The organism is Saccharothrix sp. (assembly GCF_031180885.1).
Classification (GTDB): domain Bacteria; phylum Actinomycetota; class Actinomycetes; order Mycobacteriales; family Pseudonocardiaceae; genus Actinosynnema.
The window spans coordinates 82,195-98,330 of the sequence record NZ_JAPSLK010000016.1; the positions used below are offsets into that span (position 1 = coordinate 82,195).

14 protein-coding genes are annotated in these 16,136 nt (G+C 72.3%); 6 read left to right on the plus strand and 8 right to left on the minus strand.

The features are described from left to right. The first annotated feature begins 130 nt into the window (after positions 1–130). The gene (locus RIN75_RS20360) at positions 131–1,231 is read left to right on the plus strand and encodes a serine hydrolase domain-containing protein (protein WP_309113563.1); all 1,101 of its coding nucleotides are present in this window, start codon (positions 131–133) and stop codon (positions 1,229–1,231) included. Between the two features lie 56 nt (positions 1,232–1,287). On the opposite strand, the gene RIN75_RS20365 is transcribed toward RIN75_RS20360, so the two are convergent. Both RIN75_RS20365 and RIN75_RS20370 read right to left on the minus strand, forming a co-directional pair. Then, positions 1,288–1,749, minus strand: a complete 462-nt coding sequence (locus tag RIN75_RS20365) for a heme-degrading domain-containing protein (RefSeq protein WP_309113564.1) — start codon at positions 1,747–1,749, stop codon at positions 1,288–1,290. Then, complete coding sequence (locus RIN75_RS20370) at positions 1,746–2,759, minus strand: Gfo/Idh/MocA family oxidoreductase (RefSeq protein WP_309113565.1); 1,014 nt, start codon at positions 2,757–2,759, stop codon at positions 1,746–1,748. The genes RIN75_RS20365 and RIN75_RS20370 overlap by 4 nt, the downstream gene beginning before the upstream one ends. A gap of 55 nt (positions 2,760–2,814) precedes the next feature. On the opposite strand from RIN75_RS20370, the gene RIN75_RS20375 reads away from it, so the two are divergent. Both RIN75_RS20375 and RIN75_RS20380 read left to right on the plus strand, forming a co-directional pair. Further along, on the plus strand, positions 2,815–3,855 hold the full coding sequence (locus RIN75_RS20375; protein ID WP_309113566.1) for an ROK family transcriptional regulator: 1,041 nt from the start codon (positions 2,815–2,817) through the stop codon (positions 3,853–3,855). 76 nt (positions 3,856–3,931) lie between these two features. Beyond that, complete coding sequence (locus RIN75_RS20380) at positions 3,932–4,690, plus strand: protein phosphatase 2C domain-containing protein (protein ID WP_309113567.1); 759 nt, start codon at positions 3,932–3,934, stop codon at positions 4,688–4,690. Here the strand turns inward: RIN75_RS20380 and RIN75_RS20385 are convergent. Continuing rightward, entirely contained in the window at positions 4,670–5,344 is a 675-nt protein-coding gene (locus RIN75_RS20385) for a helix-turn-helix domain-containing protein (RefSeq protein ID WP_309113568.1), read from the minus strand. The two genes, RIN75_RS20380 and RIN75_RS20385, sit on opposite strands and share 21 nt — an antisense overlap. A gap of 65 nt (positions 5,345–5,409) precedes the next feature. Here RIN75_RS20385 and RIN75_RS20390 point away from each other — a divergent pair, with 65 nt between their 5' ends. Continuing rightward, the gene (locus RIN75_RS20390; RefSeq protein ID WP_309113569.1) at positions 5,410–6,693 is read left to right on the plus strand and encodes an isocitrate lyase/phosphoenolpyruvate mutase family protein; all 1,284 of its coding nucleotides are present in this window, start codon (positions 5,410–5,412) and stop codon (positions 6,691–6,693) included. A gap of 308 nt (positions 6,694–7,001) precedes the next feature. Here RIN75_RS20390 and RIN75_RS20395 read toward each other — a convergent pair whose 3' ends face one another. The 4 genes from RIN75_RS20395 to RIN75_RS20410 all read right to left on the minus strand — a co-directional run bounded on the left by RIN75_RS20395 (position 7,002) and on the right by RIN75_RS20410 (position 11,398). After that, complete coding sequence (locus RIN75_RS20395) at positions 7,002–8,174, minus strand: alginate lyase family protein (protein ID WP_309113570.1); 1,173 nt, start codon at positions 8,172–8,174, stop codon at positions 7,002–7,004. 43 nt (positions 8,175–8,217) lie between these two features. Next, complete coding sequence (locus RIN75_RS20400; RefSeq protein ID WP_309113571.1) at positions 8,218–9,381, minus strand: MFS transporter; 1,164 nt, start codon at positions 9,379–9,381, stop codon at positions 8,218–8,220. A gap of 124 nt (positions 9,382–9,505) precedes the next feature. Continuing rightward, a complete protein-coding gene (locus tag RIN75_RS20405; protein ID WP_309113572.1) occupies positions 9,506–10,804 on the minus strand; it encodes a PepSY domain-containing protein in 1,299 nt (432 codons plus the stop codon). 69 nt (positions 10,805–10,873) lie between these two features. Then, positions 10,874–11,398, minus strand: coding sequence for a hypothetical protein (locus RIN75_RS20410; protein ID WP_309113573.1), 525 nt, complete (start codon positions 11,396–11,398; stop codon positions 10,874–10,876). Between the two features lie 854 nt (positions 11,399–12,252). Between RIN75_RS20410 and RIN75_RS20415 the strand changes: the two genes are divergently transcribed. After that, positions 12,253–12,516, plus strand: a complete 264-nt coding sequence (locus tag RIN75_RS20415) for an FAD-dependent monooxygenase (protein WP_309113628.1) — start codon at positions 12,253–12,255, stop codon at positions 12,514–12,516. Positions 12,517–12,784: 268 nt separating this feature from the next. Then, the gene (locus tag RIN75_RS20420; RefSeq protein WP_309113574.1) at positions 12,785–15,607 is read left to right on the plus strand and encodes a BREX system ATP-binding domain-containing protein; all 2,823 of its coding nucleotides are present in this window, start codon (positions 12,785–12,787) and stop codon (positions 15,605–15,607) included. Here the strand turns inward: RIN75_RS20420 and RIN75_RS20425 are convergent. Beyond that, the gene (locus tag RIN75_RS20425; protein WP_309113575.1) at positions 15,524–16,066 is read right to left on the minus strand and encodes a DUF6328 family protein; all 543 of its coding nucleotides are present in this window, start codon (positions 16,064–16,066) and stop codon (positions 15,524–15,526) included. The two genes, RIN75_RS20420 and RIN75_RS20425, sit on opposite strands and share 84 nt — an antisense overlap. Positions 16,067–16,136 lie beyond the last annotated feature (70 nt).

Sequence of the window (16,136 nt, forward strand, 5' to 3'; positions counted from 1 at the left end):
TCGACCACTAAGGGTGGGTACGACTGAAGTAGCGCCCCGGTTCAGCCCTCGGAGGGTCGTGGCGGGAGGTCGTGGACCACCAGACTCGGGTTCCTCGGGCCGTCAGGGGGACGGCCGACTAGGAGGGGCAATGCGCAAGAGGGGAATCGCCCTGGCCGCCGTCGTGGGGATGGCGGCGCTGGGCATCGGCGGCACGGCGGTCGCCGAGCCCGTCGAGGCGTCCGGGCGGATCGACCGCGAGGTGGTCCAGGCGGCGCTGGACAAGCTGACCACCGCGGGCGGTGCGGCGGGCGCGCAGGTCCGGATCACCAACGGGCGGCAGCAGTTCACCGCGCGCAGCGGTGTCGCGGAGATCGGCAAGGACAAGCCGGTGCCGCCGGACGGCCGGTTCCGGGTCGGCAGCATCACCAAGACGTTCGTGTCGACCGTGGTGCTGCAACTGGTCGGCGAGGGCCGGGTGGCGCTGGACGAGCCGGTCGGCACGTACCTGCCGGGTCTGGTCCCGGACGGCATCACCGTGCGGCACGTCCTCCAGCACACCAGCGGCCTGCACAACTACACGGAGTCCGTGGCGCTGGACCCGGCCGGCTTCGAGAGGATCCGGTTCAAGCACTGGGAGCCGCGGGAGCTGGTGGCCCTCGCGACGGCCAAGCCGCTGGACTTCCCGCCCGGCACGTCGTGGAACTACTCCAACACCAACTACGTCGTGGCCGGCCTGCTGATCGAGGAGGTCACCGGCCGCCCGTACGGGGAGGCCGTCGAGAAGCGCATCCTGCGCCCGCTGGGCCTGCGCTCGACGTCCGTGCCGGGCGACCGGGTCGGCATCCCCGGCCCGCACGCGCACGGCTACTACCGGGTCGACGGCAAGGACGTGGACGTCACGCGCCTGAACCCGTCGGTGGCCTACGCGGCCGGCGAGATGATCTCCACGACCGCCGACCTCGACCGGTTCGTCGACGCCCTGCTCGACGGCCGGGTCCTCGCGCCCGCGCAACTGGCCGAGCTGACGAAGACCACGCCCGTCAGCAGCGAGTACGGCCTGGGCCTCGAGGTCAGTGAACTGCCGTGCGGCGTGACCGTGTACGGCCACAGTGGCGGCATCCCGGGGTACAGCAGCTTCCTGGGCAGCACCCGCGACACGAAGACCCGCCTGGTGGGCTCCTTCACGTCGTCCCCGGCCGGCGGCGACGGCGCGGGCGCGCAGGAACTGCTGACCGAGGTGTTCTGCTGATCCGAGTCGACCGACCGTCGCCCCCGGTGCCCTCCGAGGTGCCGGGGGCGACGCTTTCAGCGGGACGCCAGGAACTTCTCCAACTGGGTCACCACGAACGCGTGGTCCTCGGCCTGGGGCAGGCCGGACACCCCGACCGTGCCGACCATGCCCACGCCCTCGACCAGCACCGGGAAGACGCCGCCGTGGGCCGCGTACTCGCGCGGGTCCAGCAGGGAGTGCTCCTCGAAGGTCTTGCCGGCCGCGCGGAAGGACTCGCCGACGCGGAACGAACTCCAGCCGTACCGGTCCACCACCCGCGACTTCCGGTCGATCCAGCCGTCGTTGTCGGCCGACGTGCCGGGCAGGGCCGCGTGGAACAGGCGTTGCTGCCCCCGGCGGACGGACACGACGACCGGCAGGCCCTCCGCGCGGGCCGCGTCGAGCAGGAACACGCCCAGGGCCAGGGCGTCCTCGTTGGTGAAGGAGCGGAACAGCAGCCTGGACTCCTGCTCCGCCAACGTCTCCAGCAGGCTCACGGCGTCACCACCTGCCCGGTCCGGGCCGACGTGAACGCCGCCTCGATGACCTCCAAAGCGGCAACGGCCGACTCCGGGTCGACGGGCAGCGGCCCGCCCTCGGTCAGGGCCGCCACCAGAAGTCGGTAGAACTCCAGGTAAGCGCCGGGCACACCGGGCACGGACGCAGTGGACGTGCCCAGGGTGAGCGTGGCACTTGTCGACAAATCGTCAAACGGCCGGCCAGCGGCCAAGGCGTCCTCCTGGCCGTCCAAGCCCTCGCTGACGAACGTCCCCCGCGAGCCCAGCGCCCGCAGTCGCGGACCGGGTTGGGCGGCGACTGCCGACGCCCACAGGTGCGAGCGGACCCCGGAGGCGTGGGTCAGGGCCACGAACACGTCGTCGTCCACCTCGACCCCCGGCCGCCGCCGGTCCAGTTCGCAGTAGACCGACCTCACCGGCCCGAACAGCTGCAACGCCTGGTCGACCAGGTGGGCGCCCAGGTCGTACAGCAGGCCGCCGGCCTCGTCGGGCGCGCCGAACTCGCGCCAGTTGTCCCACACCTCCGGCACCCACCGCTCGAACCGCGACTCGAACCGGGTCACCTCGCCCAGCGACGGCAGCACCGACCGCAGGGTGAGGAAATCGCTGTCCCACCGCCGGTTCTGGAACACCGTCAGCGGCACGTCCCGGTACTCGGCGGCCTTGAGCACGCGCCGCGCGTCGGCGACCGAACCGGCCAGGGGCTTGTCCACCACCACGGGCAGGCCGGCCTCGATCGCGGCCAGGGCGAGCGGCACGTGGGTGCGGTTCGGGGTGGCGACGACGATGAGGTCCAGTTCGAGCGCGAACAGCTCCTCGACCGTCGGCACGACGGCGGTGGCCGGGTACCGGGTGAGGACGTCCGTCCGGCGGGTCTGGTCGGTGGTCACGACCGCCGCCAGGTCCAGGCCGGGGGTGGCCGCGATGAGCGGTGCGTGGAAGACCCGGCCGGCGATGCCGTAGCCGAGCAGTCCGGTGCGGAGTGGCATGTCCGAAATTAAAGCAACAGTGTTTAGTTATGGCCACCCGTGCCATGATGCGAGCGTGCCCAACTTGCGCTTCCTGCGCGGATACAACGACGCCGTCGTGCTGGGGCTGGCCAGATCCGGCGCGGTCACCCGGGTCGACCTCGCGGAGCGCAGCGGCCTGACGCCGCAGGCGGTGTCCAAGGTGGTCGGCCGGCTGATCGGCGAGGGGCTGCTGGTCGAGTCCGGCACCCGCAACGTCGGCGTCGGCAAGCCCCGCACCCTGCTCAAGCTGGTCGCGGACAGCCGGTTGGCGCTGGGCGCCCAGGTCGAGCGGGACGAGCTGCGGGTGGTGCTCACCGACCTCGCCGGCGACGTGCTCGACCGGGCGGTGGCCCCGCTGCCGCCGGACTTCGACCCGCCCACCTTCGTCGCCGAGCTGACCCGCCTGGTCAACGGGATGCGCGACGACAAGCTGCTGGGCGTCGGCCTGGGCTTCGTCGGCCCGCTGGACCACCGGACCGGCGTGATACATGACGCCACCGGCCTGGTGAAGTGGCACGACGTGCCGCTGCGCGAGCTGGCCGAGGACAGCCTGGCCCTGCCCGTGGTCCTGGACAAGGACACCAACACCGCGATCGTCGCCGAGGCCTGGCGCCGGGGCGAGCAGCTGCGCGACGCGGTGCTCGTGCTGGTCGGCACCGGCCTGGGCGTCGGGCTGCTGCTCGACGGGCAGGTCTACCGCGGCGCGCGCACCAACGCCGGCGAGTTCGGGCACACCACCATCCAGCTCGACGGGCCGCCGTGCGTGTGCGGGCGGACCGGGTGCATCGAGGCCGTGCACAACCTCGCCGCGCGGTCCGGCGACCTGGCCGGGGCCACCTCGATCGTGGGCCTGGCGGTCGCGGATCTGGTGCAGTTGCTGGACGTCGACCACGTCGTCCTCGCAGGTCGGGCGGTGCTCGCCGAGCCCGAGGCGTACCTGGCGGGGGTGCGCGCGAAGCTGCCGACCGACGACTGGCTGCCGGTCGAGGTCGAGGTGACGCCGCTGGGCGACGACGTGGTGGCGGCGGGCGCGGCGATGCTCGTGCTGAGCGAGTTCTACGGACGCCCCAGGTAGGCCGTAGGAACCTGCCACCACCCGAAATCCCGGAGCGCTCGCCGCCGCTACCCGTGCGGGTGATTCACTATTCGTCATGTATGCGCTCCGCCACGCCGTCGGGACCGACCCCGGCCTGCGCCGAGAGGCGAACGAGGACTCGGTGTACTTCAGCGAGCGCCTGTACGCCGTCGCCGACGGCATGGGCGGTCACGCGTACGGGGAGGTGGCCAGCTCGATCGCGGTGGGCGTGCTGGCCGAGCTGGACCTGGAGGCCGACGACCCGCTGTCGCTGCTGGCCGACGCGACGCGGGAGATCGCCGTCCGGCTGACCGACCTGGCCGAGGAGAACTTCGACATGCGCGGCATGGGCACCACGCTCACCGCGCTGCTGTGGGACGGCTCGCGGTTCGCCGTCGGGCACATCGGGGACTCCCGGTGCTACCTGGTGCGCGAGGGTGAGCTGACCCAGATCACCCGCGACCACACGATGGTCCAGGCGCTGGTGGACGACGGTCGGATGGCGGCGGAGCAGGCCGCCGAGCACCCCGGGCGGTCCATGCTCATGCGGGCGCTCCAGGCGGGGTCGGCGCACGACCCGGACCTGTTCTACCAGGAGGTCGAGGCGGGCGACCGGTACCTGATCTGCTCGGACGGCCTGTCGGACGTGGTGACCGCGGGCGAGATCGCCGAGATCCTGACCGCCGACGCGGACCGGGACCAGACCGTGCGGGCGTTGATCGCGGCGGCCAACGCGCGGGGCGGGCCGGACAACATCACGTGCGTGGTGGTGGACGTGGTGCCGGCGGGGAACTCGTCGTGGCTGCCCAAGTGGCTACAGCGGGGCGAGTCCTAGCAGGTCGCGCAGGGCTTTTTCGCCCTTTGGGGTGACCTTCACGGCGCGGCCGGTGCCGATGGGCTTCACCCAGCCGTTGGCGTGCAGGCGCGAGCAGATGTGCGCGCCCGCGGCGCCGGCGAGGTGGGAGCGGCGTTCGGTCCAGTCCAGGCAGGGTTTGGCGACCGGGCGGCGGGTCTTGGGCGGGGTGAAGCCGAGGGTGTCGGTGAGCCAGGCCAGGCCGTGGTCGGTGAGGGTCAGGTCGTCGTCCAGCAGGTTCCTGGCGGCCATGGCGTCGGTGATGGCCACGCCCAGGCGGCCGGCGAGGTGGTCGTAGCACGTCCGGCCGCGGGCCAGGGCGGCGGACGCGGTGGTGGCCTTGAGCGTCTTCGCGGGTTCGGCGGGGCCGAGGTAGGCGAGCAGGTGTTCCAGGAGGTCGGCTTCCTTCGGGCCGGCGAGCTGGACGTAGCGGTGGCGGCCCTGGCGGCGTTCGGCGAGGAAGCCCGCGCTGATCAGGCGGGTCAGGTGCTCGCTGGCGGTGGAGGCGGTCACGCCCGCGGCGGTGGCCAGTTCGCTCGACGTCCAGGCCCGGCCGTCGAGCAGGGTCAGGCAGAACCGGGCGCGGGTGCGGTCGGCGAGCAGGGCGGCCAGGTCGGCGAGCTTGTCGGCGGGCATGGGGACATTGTGCGCGGGTGACGCTTCGGCGCGCGCCGAAGTTTTCCGGGCTTAGCTTGTCGGGCATGGATCACGACGTGCTGCTCGACGCTGGTTACACCGTTCCCGCTGTGCCGTTCGGAGAGGCCGGGGTGGCTTGGTTGCGCTCGCATGTGGCGCGGTTCAGCGAGGGTGCCGATCACGTGCGGCGGCGGGGGTTGGCGGAGTCGCTTCTGTCCACTGTGGATGTTGCCGAGCTGGAGCGGCCGGGGAACCCGGTGGCGAAGTTGGCGCACGCGTTGGGGTTGCCGCGGGATGTGGTGGCTGATGTGTCGGTGGTGGCTCGGTGCTATCAGCCGCATGTGCCGGTGACGCCGGAGGCGGACTTGGCTGTGGAGCGGCTGGTTGCGTTGTGCGGGGCGCGGGACGAGGTGGCAGCGGCTCGGATCGGGTTGCTGGTGCAGGCTTGTGACGCCACGAACGCGTTGATCGCCGGGAAGAACCCGCCCGTGCCTTTGACTCGGCGGGTGGCGCCTTCGGGGGAGGTGGTGGAGGTGTCGTTGGCTGATCGGCTCTTCGGGGATGGGCGGCACGGGTGTCCGGGTCGGGCGCACGCGTTGGCGTTGGCGGCGGGGACTTTCCACTCGTTGCACCGCGGTCCTTCGCCGTTGGTGCTGCCGAACGCGTGGGACTTCGCGTCGGCGGCGGCGTTGGTGCAGGCCGGATTCGCGGCGATCGGGACCACGAGCCTGGGCGTGGCGGCGGCGCACGGCATCCCGGACGCGGCCGGGTTGGCTCGGGCGGAGACGTTGGGGTTGGCGCGGAAGCTGGTGCGGTTGCCGGTGCCGATCACGGTGGACATCGAGGCCGGGTTCGGGGATGTGCGCGGGGTGGCGGAGGAACTGGCGGCGATGGGCGTGTGCGGGGTCAACATCGAGGACGGGCGGGGGGAGGGTTTGGAGGACCCGGTTGTGCAGGCGGGGTTGATCGCTGAGTTCAAGGCGGTCGCGCCGCACTTGTTCGTGAATGCGCGTGTGGATGCGCATTGGCTTCATGTTGAGGAGGGGAGCACCGTTGAGCGGGCTTTGCGGTACGTCGATGCGGGTGCTGATGGGGTGTTCGTGCCGGGGTTGAGGGAGGAGGGGGAGATCGAGAAGGTGGTGGAGGCGGTTCCGGTGCCGGTCAACCTGTTGGCGCAGCACGATGTTCGGCGGTTGGGGGAGCTGGGGGTGAAGCGGGTCAGCACCGGGTCTTTGCTGTTCCGGGCAGCTTTGGGGGCGACGGTTTCGACGGCTGTCGCTGTCCGGGACGGCCGTCCTTTGAGCCCTGTTCCTTCTTACGACGAGATTCAAGCCCTCGCTGGCCTTTAACGCGCTGTCGCGCTGGGACTTGGACGCGCTGCGCGCTCTCAAGCAGACGCGCTGGCGCGCTCTCAAGATGAAAAGCGGGGCCTGGAGGCCCCCGGGGAGGGAGGGCTTCGGTCTTCCCCCCGCACGACTTGCCGGAGGCAACCACGCTTTGGTCTTCTCCGCAACCAGCTTTTCCGGTTGCGGAGAAGACCAAAGCGCGATTGGGCTTCGCCCAGGCCGTGCGGGGGGAAGACCGAAGCCCTCCCTCTGGTTTTGCAGCCGAGGCCGAGCCGCAAGCCGCGCTACGCGCGAAGCGCGTCAAAAGAAGGCTAGCCGACGTTGGAGGCGTGAGTCAGGGTCTCCCAAGCGATGAAGAGCCGGTCGGTGCCGGCCGGTCGTTGCTGCTCGGTCAAACGCTGGGTGTTGGTCATGCCGATGCCCAACCGCGTGTGCAGCGCGTTGAAGGCCACCTCCGTCGTGGGACCCAAGGCCTGCTTGAAAGTGCCGCCGCACAGCCAAGAAGGCATGGGTTCCGTGCCCAACTGGTACTTGGCGTGGAGGCCATAGGCGTGGCGCAGGCGTTCTCGGACCTCCGACCACAGGTCCTGACCCTGGTGGCGAGCGGTCTCGGCGATGTGGGCTGCCGCAGCGAGGCCGTAGCCGGTGTGGGTGAAGTCTCGGCAGGTTTCCTGGCTGACGCCGTTCACGAAGGTGCTTTGGTTGTGCCAGTACGAAATGATCTCGGCGCGGGTGTCGATGCCGCTGTTGGGCGGAGGCTTGGGCAGGTCGCCGTCGGTGGTCAGGTAGACGTAGGCGGGCATGCGGGTTCGGTAGATGGAGACCGCTTTGTCGTACGCGGCACGGTCTTCGAGGAACACCGCGATGCCCAGGGAAGCCTCCATCATGGACAGTTCCCAGTTGCCGTTGGTGGTGGCGCGGCCGTTGGCGATCTCGGGCAGGTAGACGTTGCGGAGCATGGTGGCGAACCTGGGCGCGTTGGGCCAGTTGCCGTAGACGTGCTTGATGATCTCGGCCGCCCGTGGCCAGGACGAGCCGGCCCACGCGGTTTGCAGGGGTGCGTTGCTGTTCGTGTGGTCTTGGATGACGGCGGACCAGGCGTCCATGATCTGGATCGCCTTGGTGGCGTACCGGTTGTCGCGGGTGATGTACCAGGCCAGCGACAGCGTGTACGCGGCCAGGGCGTCTTCGCGTTCGTCGGTGCACCCGTGGTTGGGGTTGGAGTAGGACCCGCACTCGACGATCGCGCGCGGCTTCGGTGTGCGCGACAGGGACGCGAACGGGTGGGCCATCATCTGGTCGTAGGCGGCTTTCCACGGCTGCGCGCCCGCGTTCACCTTGGCGCGCATGAAGTCCAGCTGTCCCTTGCTCACCAGGACACCGGGGTGGGTGAACGTGACCGGGGCCGCCGTCGCGGCGGGCGGGCCGGCCACCAGTCCGGCCGCCAGGACGACGGCCACCGAGAACACCGATTTCCCTCGCATGGCACCGAGGGTGTGTGGTCCAGACCACAGGTGTCAACGATTTTCACGGTGGTGAAGCGGGGGTGCGGTCCGGTTCCGGCACCTTCGCGCCGGACCGGGCCAGGAGGAGGGCGGTGAGGAGGACCCCGGCGGCCACGGCGGGCACCTCGCCGAGCGTCCAGGTCGCGTAGACGGCGTAGGCCGCGACCTCGCTGCCCAGGCCGGCGACCGAGGTGACGGTGGCGCGCGCCGGGCCGGTGATGTGCTGCTGGAGCCGGGTTTCCGCGACCACGAGCACGAGTCGGTACAGGCCGTAGGAGACCGCGACCAGGGCCAGGCCGGCGGGGTGGCGCAGGAAGCCGGCGAGCGCCAGGAGGAGCGCGGACAGGGCGAGCAGAGGGGCAATGCGGCGGCGGAATCCGGACGCGCCGGCCGCGCTGGGGGCACTGGCCGCGCCGGCGGGGCTGGCCGCGCCGGCCCTACCGGTCGCGCCGGCGGTACCAGCCAGGGCTGCGCCGGCGGCGCCGGCCAGTGGAATGGCGAGCACCGCGATGGGCACCAAGGCCGTGGGCACGTGCCAGTCCTGGGCCATCAGGGGGAAGTACTCCTCCAACGCGTCGATCCCGGTCAACACAGCCACCGCGATCACCGCCCGACGCACCGCGGGCACCGCGGACGACTCGGCGAGCCCCGACCGCAGCGTGCCCAACCAACTCTCCGGCTCACCTTGAGGCGTCTCCGGCAGACGGGACGCGAGCAGCGCCGCCGCCAGGCACGTCGCCGCGCTCACCCAGCCGACCAGCGGATACCCACCACTGGCGAACAGGACGGTCGCAGCCAGCGCCGCCGGGATCTGGGCCAACAGGCCGGCCGCCGTCACCCGACCCAACACCAAGCCGAAAGAGTCGGCCGCGCCCACCGCGGCCAACCCGTCGTGGAGGAGGGCTTCCAGCGCCCCGGACACCAAGGCCCCGCCCAACCCCCACAGCACGAAACCCGCCGCGAACGTCCAGAAGCCCGGCACAGCGGTCCACAGGGCATAACCGCACGCCTGGAGCACACCCGCAGTCACCAAAGCGCCACGACGCGAGAACCGGTCCGCCAAAGCACCGAACGGGACCTCGGCGACCACGGCCACCGTGGACCACACAGCGAACAGCAGCGAGATCTGCCCGTCCGACATCCCGGTGTCCGCGAACAGCAGCGCGTACAGCGGGTAGACGGGCACCACATCGGCCAGCAGCGCCCACCCGACGACGAGTCGGGCCAGCGGCCGGGCCGGGGGCGGTGTGGAGCGTCAACCGAAAGGCATGGTCGAGCTTAGACCGCACCCGGCCCGGCCGGTCAACGCATTACACCGGCTCTTCGGCGGGCTCGGGCTCCGCCGGCTTGGCGCGGCGGGTGGCCAACAACGCGTCGACCACCAGGAACGCCAGCAGGCTCAACCCGAACAACGGCACGAACCAGCCGACCGCCGCCGCGACCACCAGCACCACCACGAGCTGCACCGGCGGCACCTTCCGCCACCGGCCGCGCGGCACCGGACGGCCGAAGCCGCGGGTCGGCCGGCGCCGCCACCACATCCGGTAGCCGAGGACGACCAGCGCGACCAGTCCGGCACCCAGCGCGAGCAGCAACAACTGGTTCACCCAGCCGAACAGGACGCCCATGTGCGCGTCGATGCCCCACCGGGTCAGCTTGGCCATCAGCGGGTAGTCGGCGAACCGGACCTGGTCCACGACCACACCGTGGAGCACGGCCACGGAGTCGACCTGGGTCGGCCACCCGCGCTCGACTTCGGCGACCTTCCACGCGCCGCCCTCGACTGGCAGGCCGATCTCGACGCTCTTCGCGTCGATCCCGGCGGCGCGGGCGACCGCCAGCACGGTGTCCACTTCGGACGGTGCGGTGGTCGGTGCCGACGTGCCGGGGGTGTGACCGGCGTGGTCGCCCGAGCCGGACACGTTCAACGACGGCGTGGTCCAGCCGAAGGCCTTGCGCAGGTCGGCGACGTTCTCGCCGGCGTACTTAGACCACGTCAACCCGGTGGCGGACAGGAACAACGCCCCCACCAGCACCCACAGGCCGAGCACGGCGTGCCGCCGCACGGCCGGCTTCGGCCGCACGGCCCGCCGGCGGGCGAACCACAGGAACACCCCGCCCAGCGCGACCACCCACAGCCAGGACGCGGCCAGCTCGCTGTAGAGCCGGCCGGCCTCGCCCAGCAGCAGGTCGCGGTGGAGGTTGTCGAGCGTGGTGCGCAGCGGCAGGACGCCGCTGGAGCCGTAGGCGACCAGGTCGCCGACGACCGCGCCGGTGCCCGGGTCGACGAACACGGCCAGGCGTTCGGACTCGCCGAGTTCCGGCGAGGTGAACAGGACCCGCGTGGTGGCACCCGGTTCGGGCGCGGGTCGGACGGCGGCGAGCGTGGCGTCCGGCTGGGCCGCCACCGCCGCCTCGACCTGCCGGGACAGCGGCACGGTCTGCTCGGACACGGGCACGCGCAACTGGTCGGAGTAGAGCCACGACTCCAGTTGCGGGGTCGCGGCGTACAGCACGCCGGTCAACGCGGCGATGACGACGAACGGGCCGACGAGCACGCCCGCGTAGAAGTGGAAGCGCAGCACGAGGCCGCGCCAGGACTCGGTCATGGCGAAAGCTCCTCTTGGGCAAGCGGTACTGCCACCGGTCCACAAAGGACGGTGGTGGGGGGACAGCGCTCAGCTCGGGAGGAGCGGTGGGCCGCGCCGCGGCACGGTCCGCCGGCGCAGCACCTCGGACAGCGGCTGCTCGGGGTGCCCGGCGATGGGGATGCGCAGCGGCGCGACGGCCGGCGGTGGCGTGAGCGGGCGCGGGAGCACCGACGCCAGGACCGCCGCCACGCGGAACACAGCGCGCTCCGCGCCCGTGAGTGCGCTGACGACGACGGCCGTCGCGAGCGCGTGGGCGAGGAGCATCGAAGGGGACGTCACCGGCTCGCGCGGGTGCCGGCTCAGCAGGGCCAGGAACACGTGCAGCGTGACCTGCACGGACACGACCAGTCCGAGGATCTCGCCGAGCCCGACCTGCCGGTCGGTCAACGGCCCGCACGCCCACCCCACCGCCGCCGCGAAGGCGAGGACGTGCGGCAGGGGCGGGAGGTGACCGCCCGCGCTCGCGTGCGCCACCACGGCGAGCAGCCCGGACGACAGCCCGATGACACCGCAGCGCGTCACGCGCAGGGCTCCCCGGGTCGGACTGGTCACGCATCGCAGCGTAGTTCACCTACTAGCGTGACCGACATGACAAAGGCGCTGATCATCGGTGGTGGGATCGCCGGACCGGTCACCGCGCCGACGTTGCGCAAGGCGGGCATCGACTCGGTCGTCTTCGAGGACTACCCGACGGGCGCGGACGACATCGGCGCGTTCCTCACGATCATGCACAACGGCCTGGACGCCTTACGGGCGATCGACGCCGAGCGCGTCGTGGTGGACCACTCGTTCGCCGCCGACGGGGTGGACGTCTACACCGGTGACGGGACTGCTCAGCGAGAACCGGTGGAGCGACGGCATCACCGGCCCGCGCACGCTGCGCCGCGCCGACCTGTACCGGGCGCTGCACGACGAGTTGCGCCGGCAAGGGATCGCCGTCGAGCACGGCAAGCGGCTGGTCGGGCTGGCGGACGGCGTCCGGGCGGTGTTCGCGGACGGGACGACCGCCGAGGGGGACCTGCTGGTCGGCGCGGACGGGCTGCACTCCGCGACCCGGCGGCTCATCGACCCGGACGCGCCGGAACCCCGTTACACGGGCCTGAACATCTTCTACGGCTACGCCGAGGGGCTGGGGCCGACGACCGCGCCCGGCCGGTACCACATGATCGCCGGGTCACGAGGCTTTTCGGGCACAGCACCGCGCCGGACGGCACGACGTGGTGGTTCGCCCGGACCCCGGGTCCGGAGCGGCACGGGGGCACACCCGCCGAGCACCGCGAACACGCCGCCGCGTTCTTCGCCGACGACGTCGCGATCGCGCGCGAGATCATCGCGGCCGAGGGGGGGTCCACGCGAGCAACCCCTACGACGTCCCGACCACGCCCGTGTGGCACACCGACCGGGTGGTGCTGGTCGGGGACGCGGCACACGCCGCGTCCCCGGCAGCGGGTCAGGGTGCGTCGATGGCGCTGGAGGACAGCGTCACCCTCGCGCGGTGCCTGCGCGACCTGGCGGCGCCGCGCCGGGCGTTCGAGGTGTACGAGCGGTTGCGCTGGGAACGGGTGGAAGCGCTGGTGGAGATGAGCGCCGGGTTGGGCGCGAACCGGTCGGTTTCGGCGAATTCTTTCTACGCGCACCACATCGAGTGGAATAATCCGGTTCAGTTGTAGGGCATTCCGCCGAGCGGGCTGGTGGCCGCCTGGGCGGCGGTCGTGAAAAACGTCACCAGCAGCACGGCGATGAGCACTCGTCCGATTCGCATGCGCACTCCAGGGAAGAGTCGTCGTCGAGCGGTTTCGGCGCCGGGATCACGGTGGCAGCGGCGGGTGAAACGCGGAGGTGATCGCGGTGAACAAAAGAAGAACTGTGCGCGTGCGCGGATGATTCGAAATAGCGAAAGACCTTGTTAACCTGCTGTTTGCCTTGTATTCTCTCCGTGTGCGCGCCGTCACCCTGCGCCTCGTCGGCCGCGAGCGCGAGCTGGACCGCCTGCGGGCCGGGGTCGACGCCCTGGCCCGGGGGCGGGGTGCCGCGCTGGTCGTCGAGGGCGAGCCGGGCATCGGCAAGACGGCGCTGGTCAAGGCGGTCTGCGAGGACGCCGCCGCGCGCGGGTTCCGGGTGTGCAAGGGCGCGGGTGACGAACTGGGCCGCTCGCTTCCGTTGTTACCCCTGCTGGACGCCCTGTCCGCGGCCCGCTCCGACCCCGGCGCGACGGCCACCGCCGAACGCCTGCTGGCGCGAGTGGACGACCTGTGCGCCATCGGCCCGGTCGTGCTGGTGATCGACGACCTCCAGTGGGCCGACGCCGCGACCGTCGCCGTGTGGCGGAGGCTGGCCCGGCTGGTGCCCCAACTCCCGTTGCTGCTCATCGGCGTCCTGCGACCGTTGCCGCGCCGGGACGACCTGTCCGCGCTGCGCCAAGGCGTCGACAGGTTGACCGTGGGCCGCCTCGCCCCACCGGCTGTTGCCGAGTTGGTGGGGGCGCTCGCGGGCGGGACGCCGGACGAGCGGCTGGTCGCGCTCGCGGACGACGCCGGCGGCAACCCGCTGTTCTTGGTGGAACTGGTCGAGGCCCTGGTCCGCGGCGGCGCGATCGAAGTCGACGCCACCGGCACCGCCCGCCTCGCCGACGCCCCGCCGCGCGCCGCTGACGCCCCGCCGCGCACTGCCGACACCCCGCCGCGCGCCGGCGATGCCCCGCCCCGCGCTGCCGATGCCCGGCCGCTCCCCGCGGATGCCTGGCCCGCGGTCGCCGGCGGTGGGTGGGCAGGTGGTGGGCTTGGCCCGGGCGGGTTGCCTGCATCGCTCTCCGCCGCCATCAACGACCGGATCGCCTACCTCAGCGCGGATGTCCGCCGCGTGCTCGTCGCCGCCGCCCTGCTCGGCGTGTCCTTCCCGGTCGCGGACTTGGCCGCCGTGCTCGGCACCCGCGTGGTCGACCTGCTGCCCGCCATCCAGGACGCGACCGTCGCCGGCGTGCTGGAGGACGGTCGGCTGGGCTTGAGCTTCCGCCACCCCCTCGTCCGCGCCGCCCTCTACGAGGACGTGCCGGAGTCCGCCCGCGGCGCCTGGCACGGTGAAGCGGCCCGCGCGCTGGCCGAGAGCGGCGCGGGCGTCGACCGGGTGACCCGGCAGTTGCTGGCCGCCGACGACCGGGTCCCCGAGTGGGTGGCGCGATGGCTCGACGAGCACGGCGCCACGCTCGTCGCCCACGCCCCCGAGGCCGCGGTGGACCTGCTCGGCCGGGTCGTCGTCGCACCGCACGCGACCCTGCGCCGGGGTGTCCTGCTCGCGCACCTGGCCGAGGCCCGGTTCCGGCTCGGCGACCACCACGGCGCGGAAGCGGTCGCGCTGGCGGGCCTCGAACACGGCACCCACGTCGACCTGCACTGGACGTTGGCGCAGTGCCGCAGCATGACGGGCCGGTCCGCCGAGACGCTCGCCGAGATCGACCGCGCCCTCGCCGTGCCCGGCCTGTCCGCCGGCGACCGCGCCCGCCTGCTCGTGCCGGCCGCCCGCGCGCACTGGGACGTCGGCTCGCTCGACGACGCCGAACGCCTCGCCATCACCGCGATGGAGGCCGACGATCGCCGCGCCACCAGCTGGGCGCTGCACGTCCGCACGATCGTGGCGATGGCCCGGGGCCGCATGGCCGAAGCGCTGCCGCTGTTCGACCGGGCGCTGGCGGTCGCGATGGGCGACCCGGCGACCGCGGACCTGCGGCTGCTGCTGCAGATCAACCAGGCCGTCACGCTCGGCGAACTGGACCGGGCCGAGGAGGCGATCGCGTCCGCCCGCGTCGTCCGGCACGCCGCCGACCAGACCGGCAACACCGTGCGGCTCGCTCAAGCGCAGAGCGCGCTGGGCCAGCTCCTGCTGGACGCGGGCCAGTGGGACGAGGCCCTGGTCGACGTGGACCTGCTGCCCGACGACCTCAAGCACCCGATGGTGTCCCGCTGCGACCACGGCGTCGCGGCCCTGGTCCGCCTGCACCGCGGCGACACGGCGGGCGCCCGGCGGCACCTGGACGCGGCCGGTGAGGCGGTGCCCGGCCACGTCGTCGGCTCCCTCGCGCTCGCCACCAGCCTGGAACTGGAGCAGGCCGGACGGGTCCGCGAGGCGCTGGCCGTGCTGCTCGACGGCATGGACTCGGTCGAGGACCTGCTGCCCGACGCCGTCCGCCTGGCGGTCCAACTGGGCGACGACCCGTCGGCGGCCGTGGCGCGCGCCGAGGAGTTGGCCCGGGAACTGGACGTCCCGCACCGGCGCGCGGTCGCCGCCTACTGCCGCGCCCTGGCCGACGGCGACCCGGTGAACCTGCTGCGCGCCGCCGACGAGGGCGCGGGACGGCCGTTGCTGCGGGCGAAGGCGTTGGGCGCGGCGGCGGTGGCGTTCGCCGAGTCCGGGGACCGCACGTCCGCACGGGCCGCGTTGAGCCACGCCGTGGACGTGCTGGAGCGGCTGGGCGCCGAGTGGGACCTCAACGTGCTGCTGGCGCGGATGCGCGAACTGGGCATCCGCCGCGGCCCGCACGCCAAGCACCGGCGGGCCGCGCACGGCTGGGACAGCCTGACCCCGATGGAGCTGAAGGTCACCGAGCTGGTGGTGGCGGGCCTGTCCAACCGGCAGATCGCCGAACGCCTGTTCCTGTCCAGCCGGACCGTGGCCACCCACGTGTCACACGTGCTGGCGAAGCTCGGGGTCCGGTCGCGCACCGACATCGCCCGCGAGGCCGTGCGCCACCGCGTCGCGTCGGGGTGACCGGGCCCGGTAGCGCAGCGGCAGCACGAACCACCAGAACCCGAACCAGGCCACCAGCCCGGACGTGATCCACACCGCCGGCCACAGCCCCAGCACCACGTCCAGGATCAGCAGCAGGGCCGTGGCCAGGGCCAGTTTGAGCAGCACCAGACCGGCGAGCAGCAGCCGGCTCGACGCGCGGACCAGCTCGTGCTTGAGCCGGCGGCGGAACACCAGCCGGTGGAACGGCGCGGGCGCGATGAGCAGGGCCGTCGAGGTCGCGCCGAGGACCAGGCTCAGCACGTACACCTGGAGCTGGAACAGGTCCAGGTGCACGAAGCGCGGGGTGAAGGCAAGGGTCAGCAGGAACGCCAGCAGCAGTTGGACACCGGTCTGGGCGACCCGCATCTCCTGGAGGATCTCCGCGTAGTTGCGGTCCATGCGCTCGGCGGGGGTCTCGTTGCGTTCGGCGTTCGTCATGGGTCCCACGGTGCTCGCCGCACGGGTGCGGAAACATCGGTCGGCATACGGAGGTTGGTCTGTGGCGTGG

Bases quoted from the DNA above. Each gene is read 5' to 3' on its own strand.
- RIN75_RS20395 (WP_309113570.1), bottom strand. From the start codon at position 8,174: ATGCGAGGGAAATCGGTGTTCTCGGTGGCCGTCGTCCTGGCGGCCGGA.
- RIN75_RS20380 (WP_309113567.1), top strand. From the start codon at position 3,932: ATGTATGCGCTCCGCCACGCCGTCGGGACCGACCCCGGCCTGCGCCGA.
- RIN75_RS20425 (WP_309113575.1), bottom strand. From the start codon at position 16,066: ATGACGAACGCCGAACGCAACGAGACCCCCGCCGAGCGCATGGACCGC.
- RIN75_RS20360 (WP_309113563.1), top strand. From the start codon at position 131: ATGCGCAAGAGGGGAATCGCCCTGGCCGCCGTCGTGGGGATGGCGGCG.
- RIN75_RS20405 (WP_309113572.1), bottom strand. From the start codon at position 10,804: ATGACCGAGTCCTGGCGCGGCCTCGTGCTGCGCTTCCACTTCTACGCG.
- RIN75_RS20370 (WP_309113565.1), bottom strand. From the start codon at position 2,759: ATGCCACTCCGCACCGGACTGCTCGGCTACGGCATCGCCGGCCGGGTC.
- RIN75_RS20385 (WP_309113568.1), bottom strand. From the start codon at position 5,344: ATGCCCGCCGACAAGCTCGCCGACCTGGCCGCCCTGCTCGCCGACCGC.
- RIN75_RS20390 (WP_309113569.1), top strand. From the start codon at position 5,410: ATGGATCACGACGTGCTGCTCGACGCTGGTTACACCGTTCCCGCTGTG.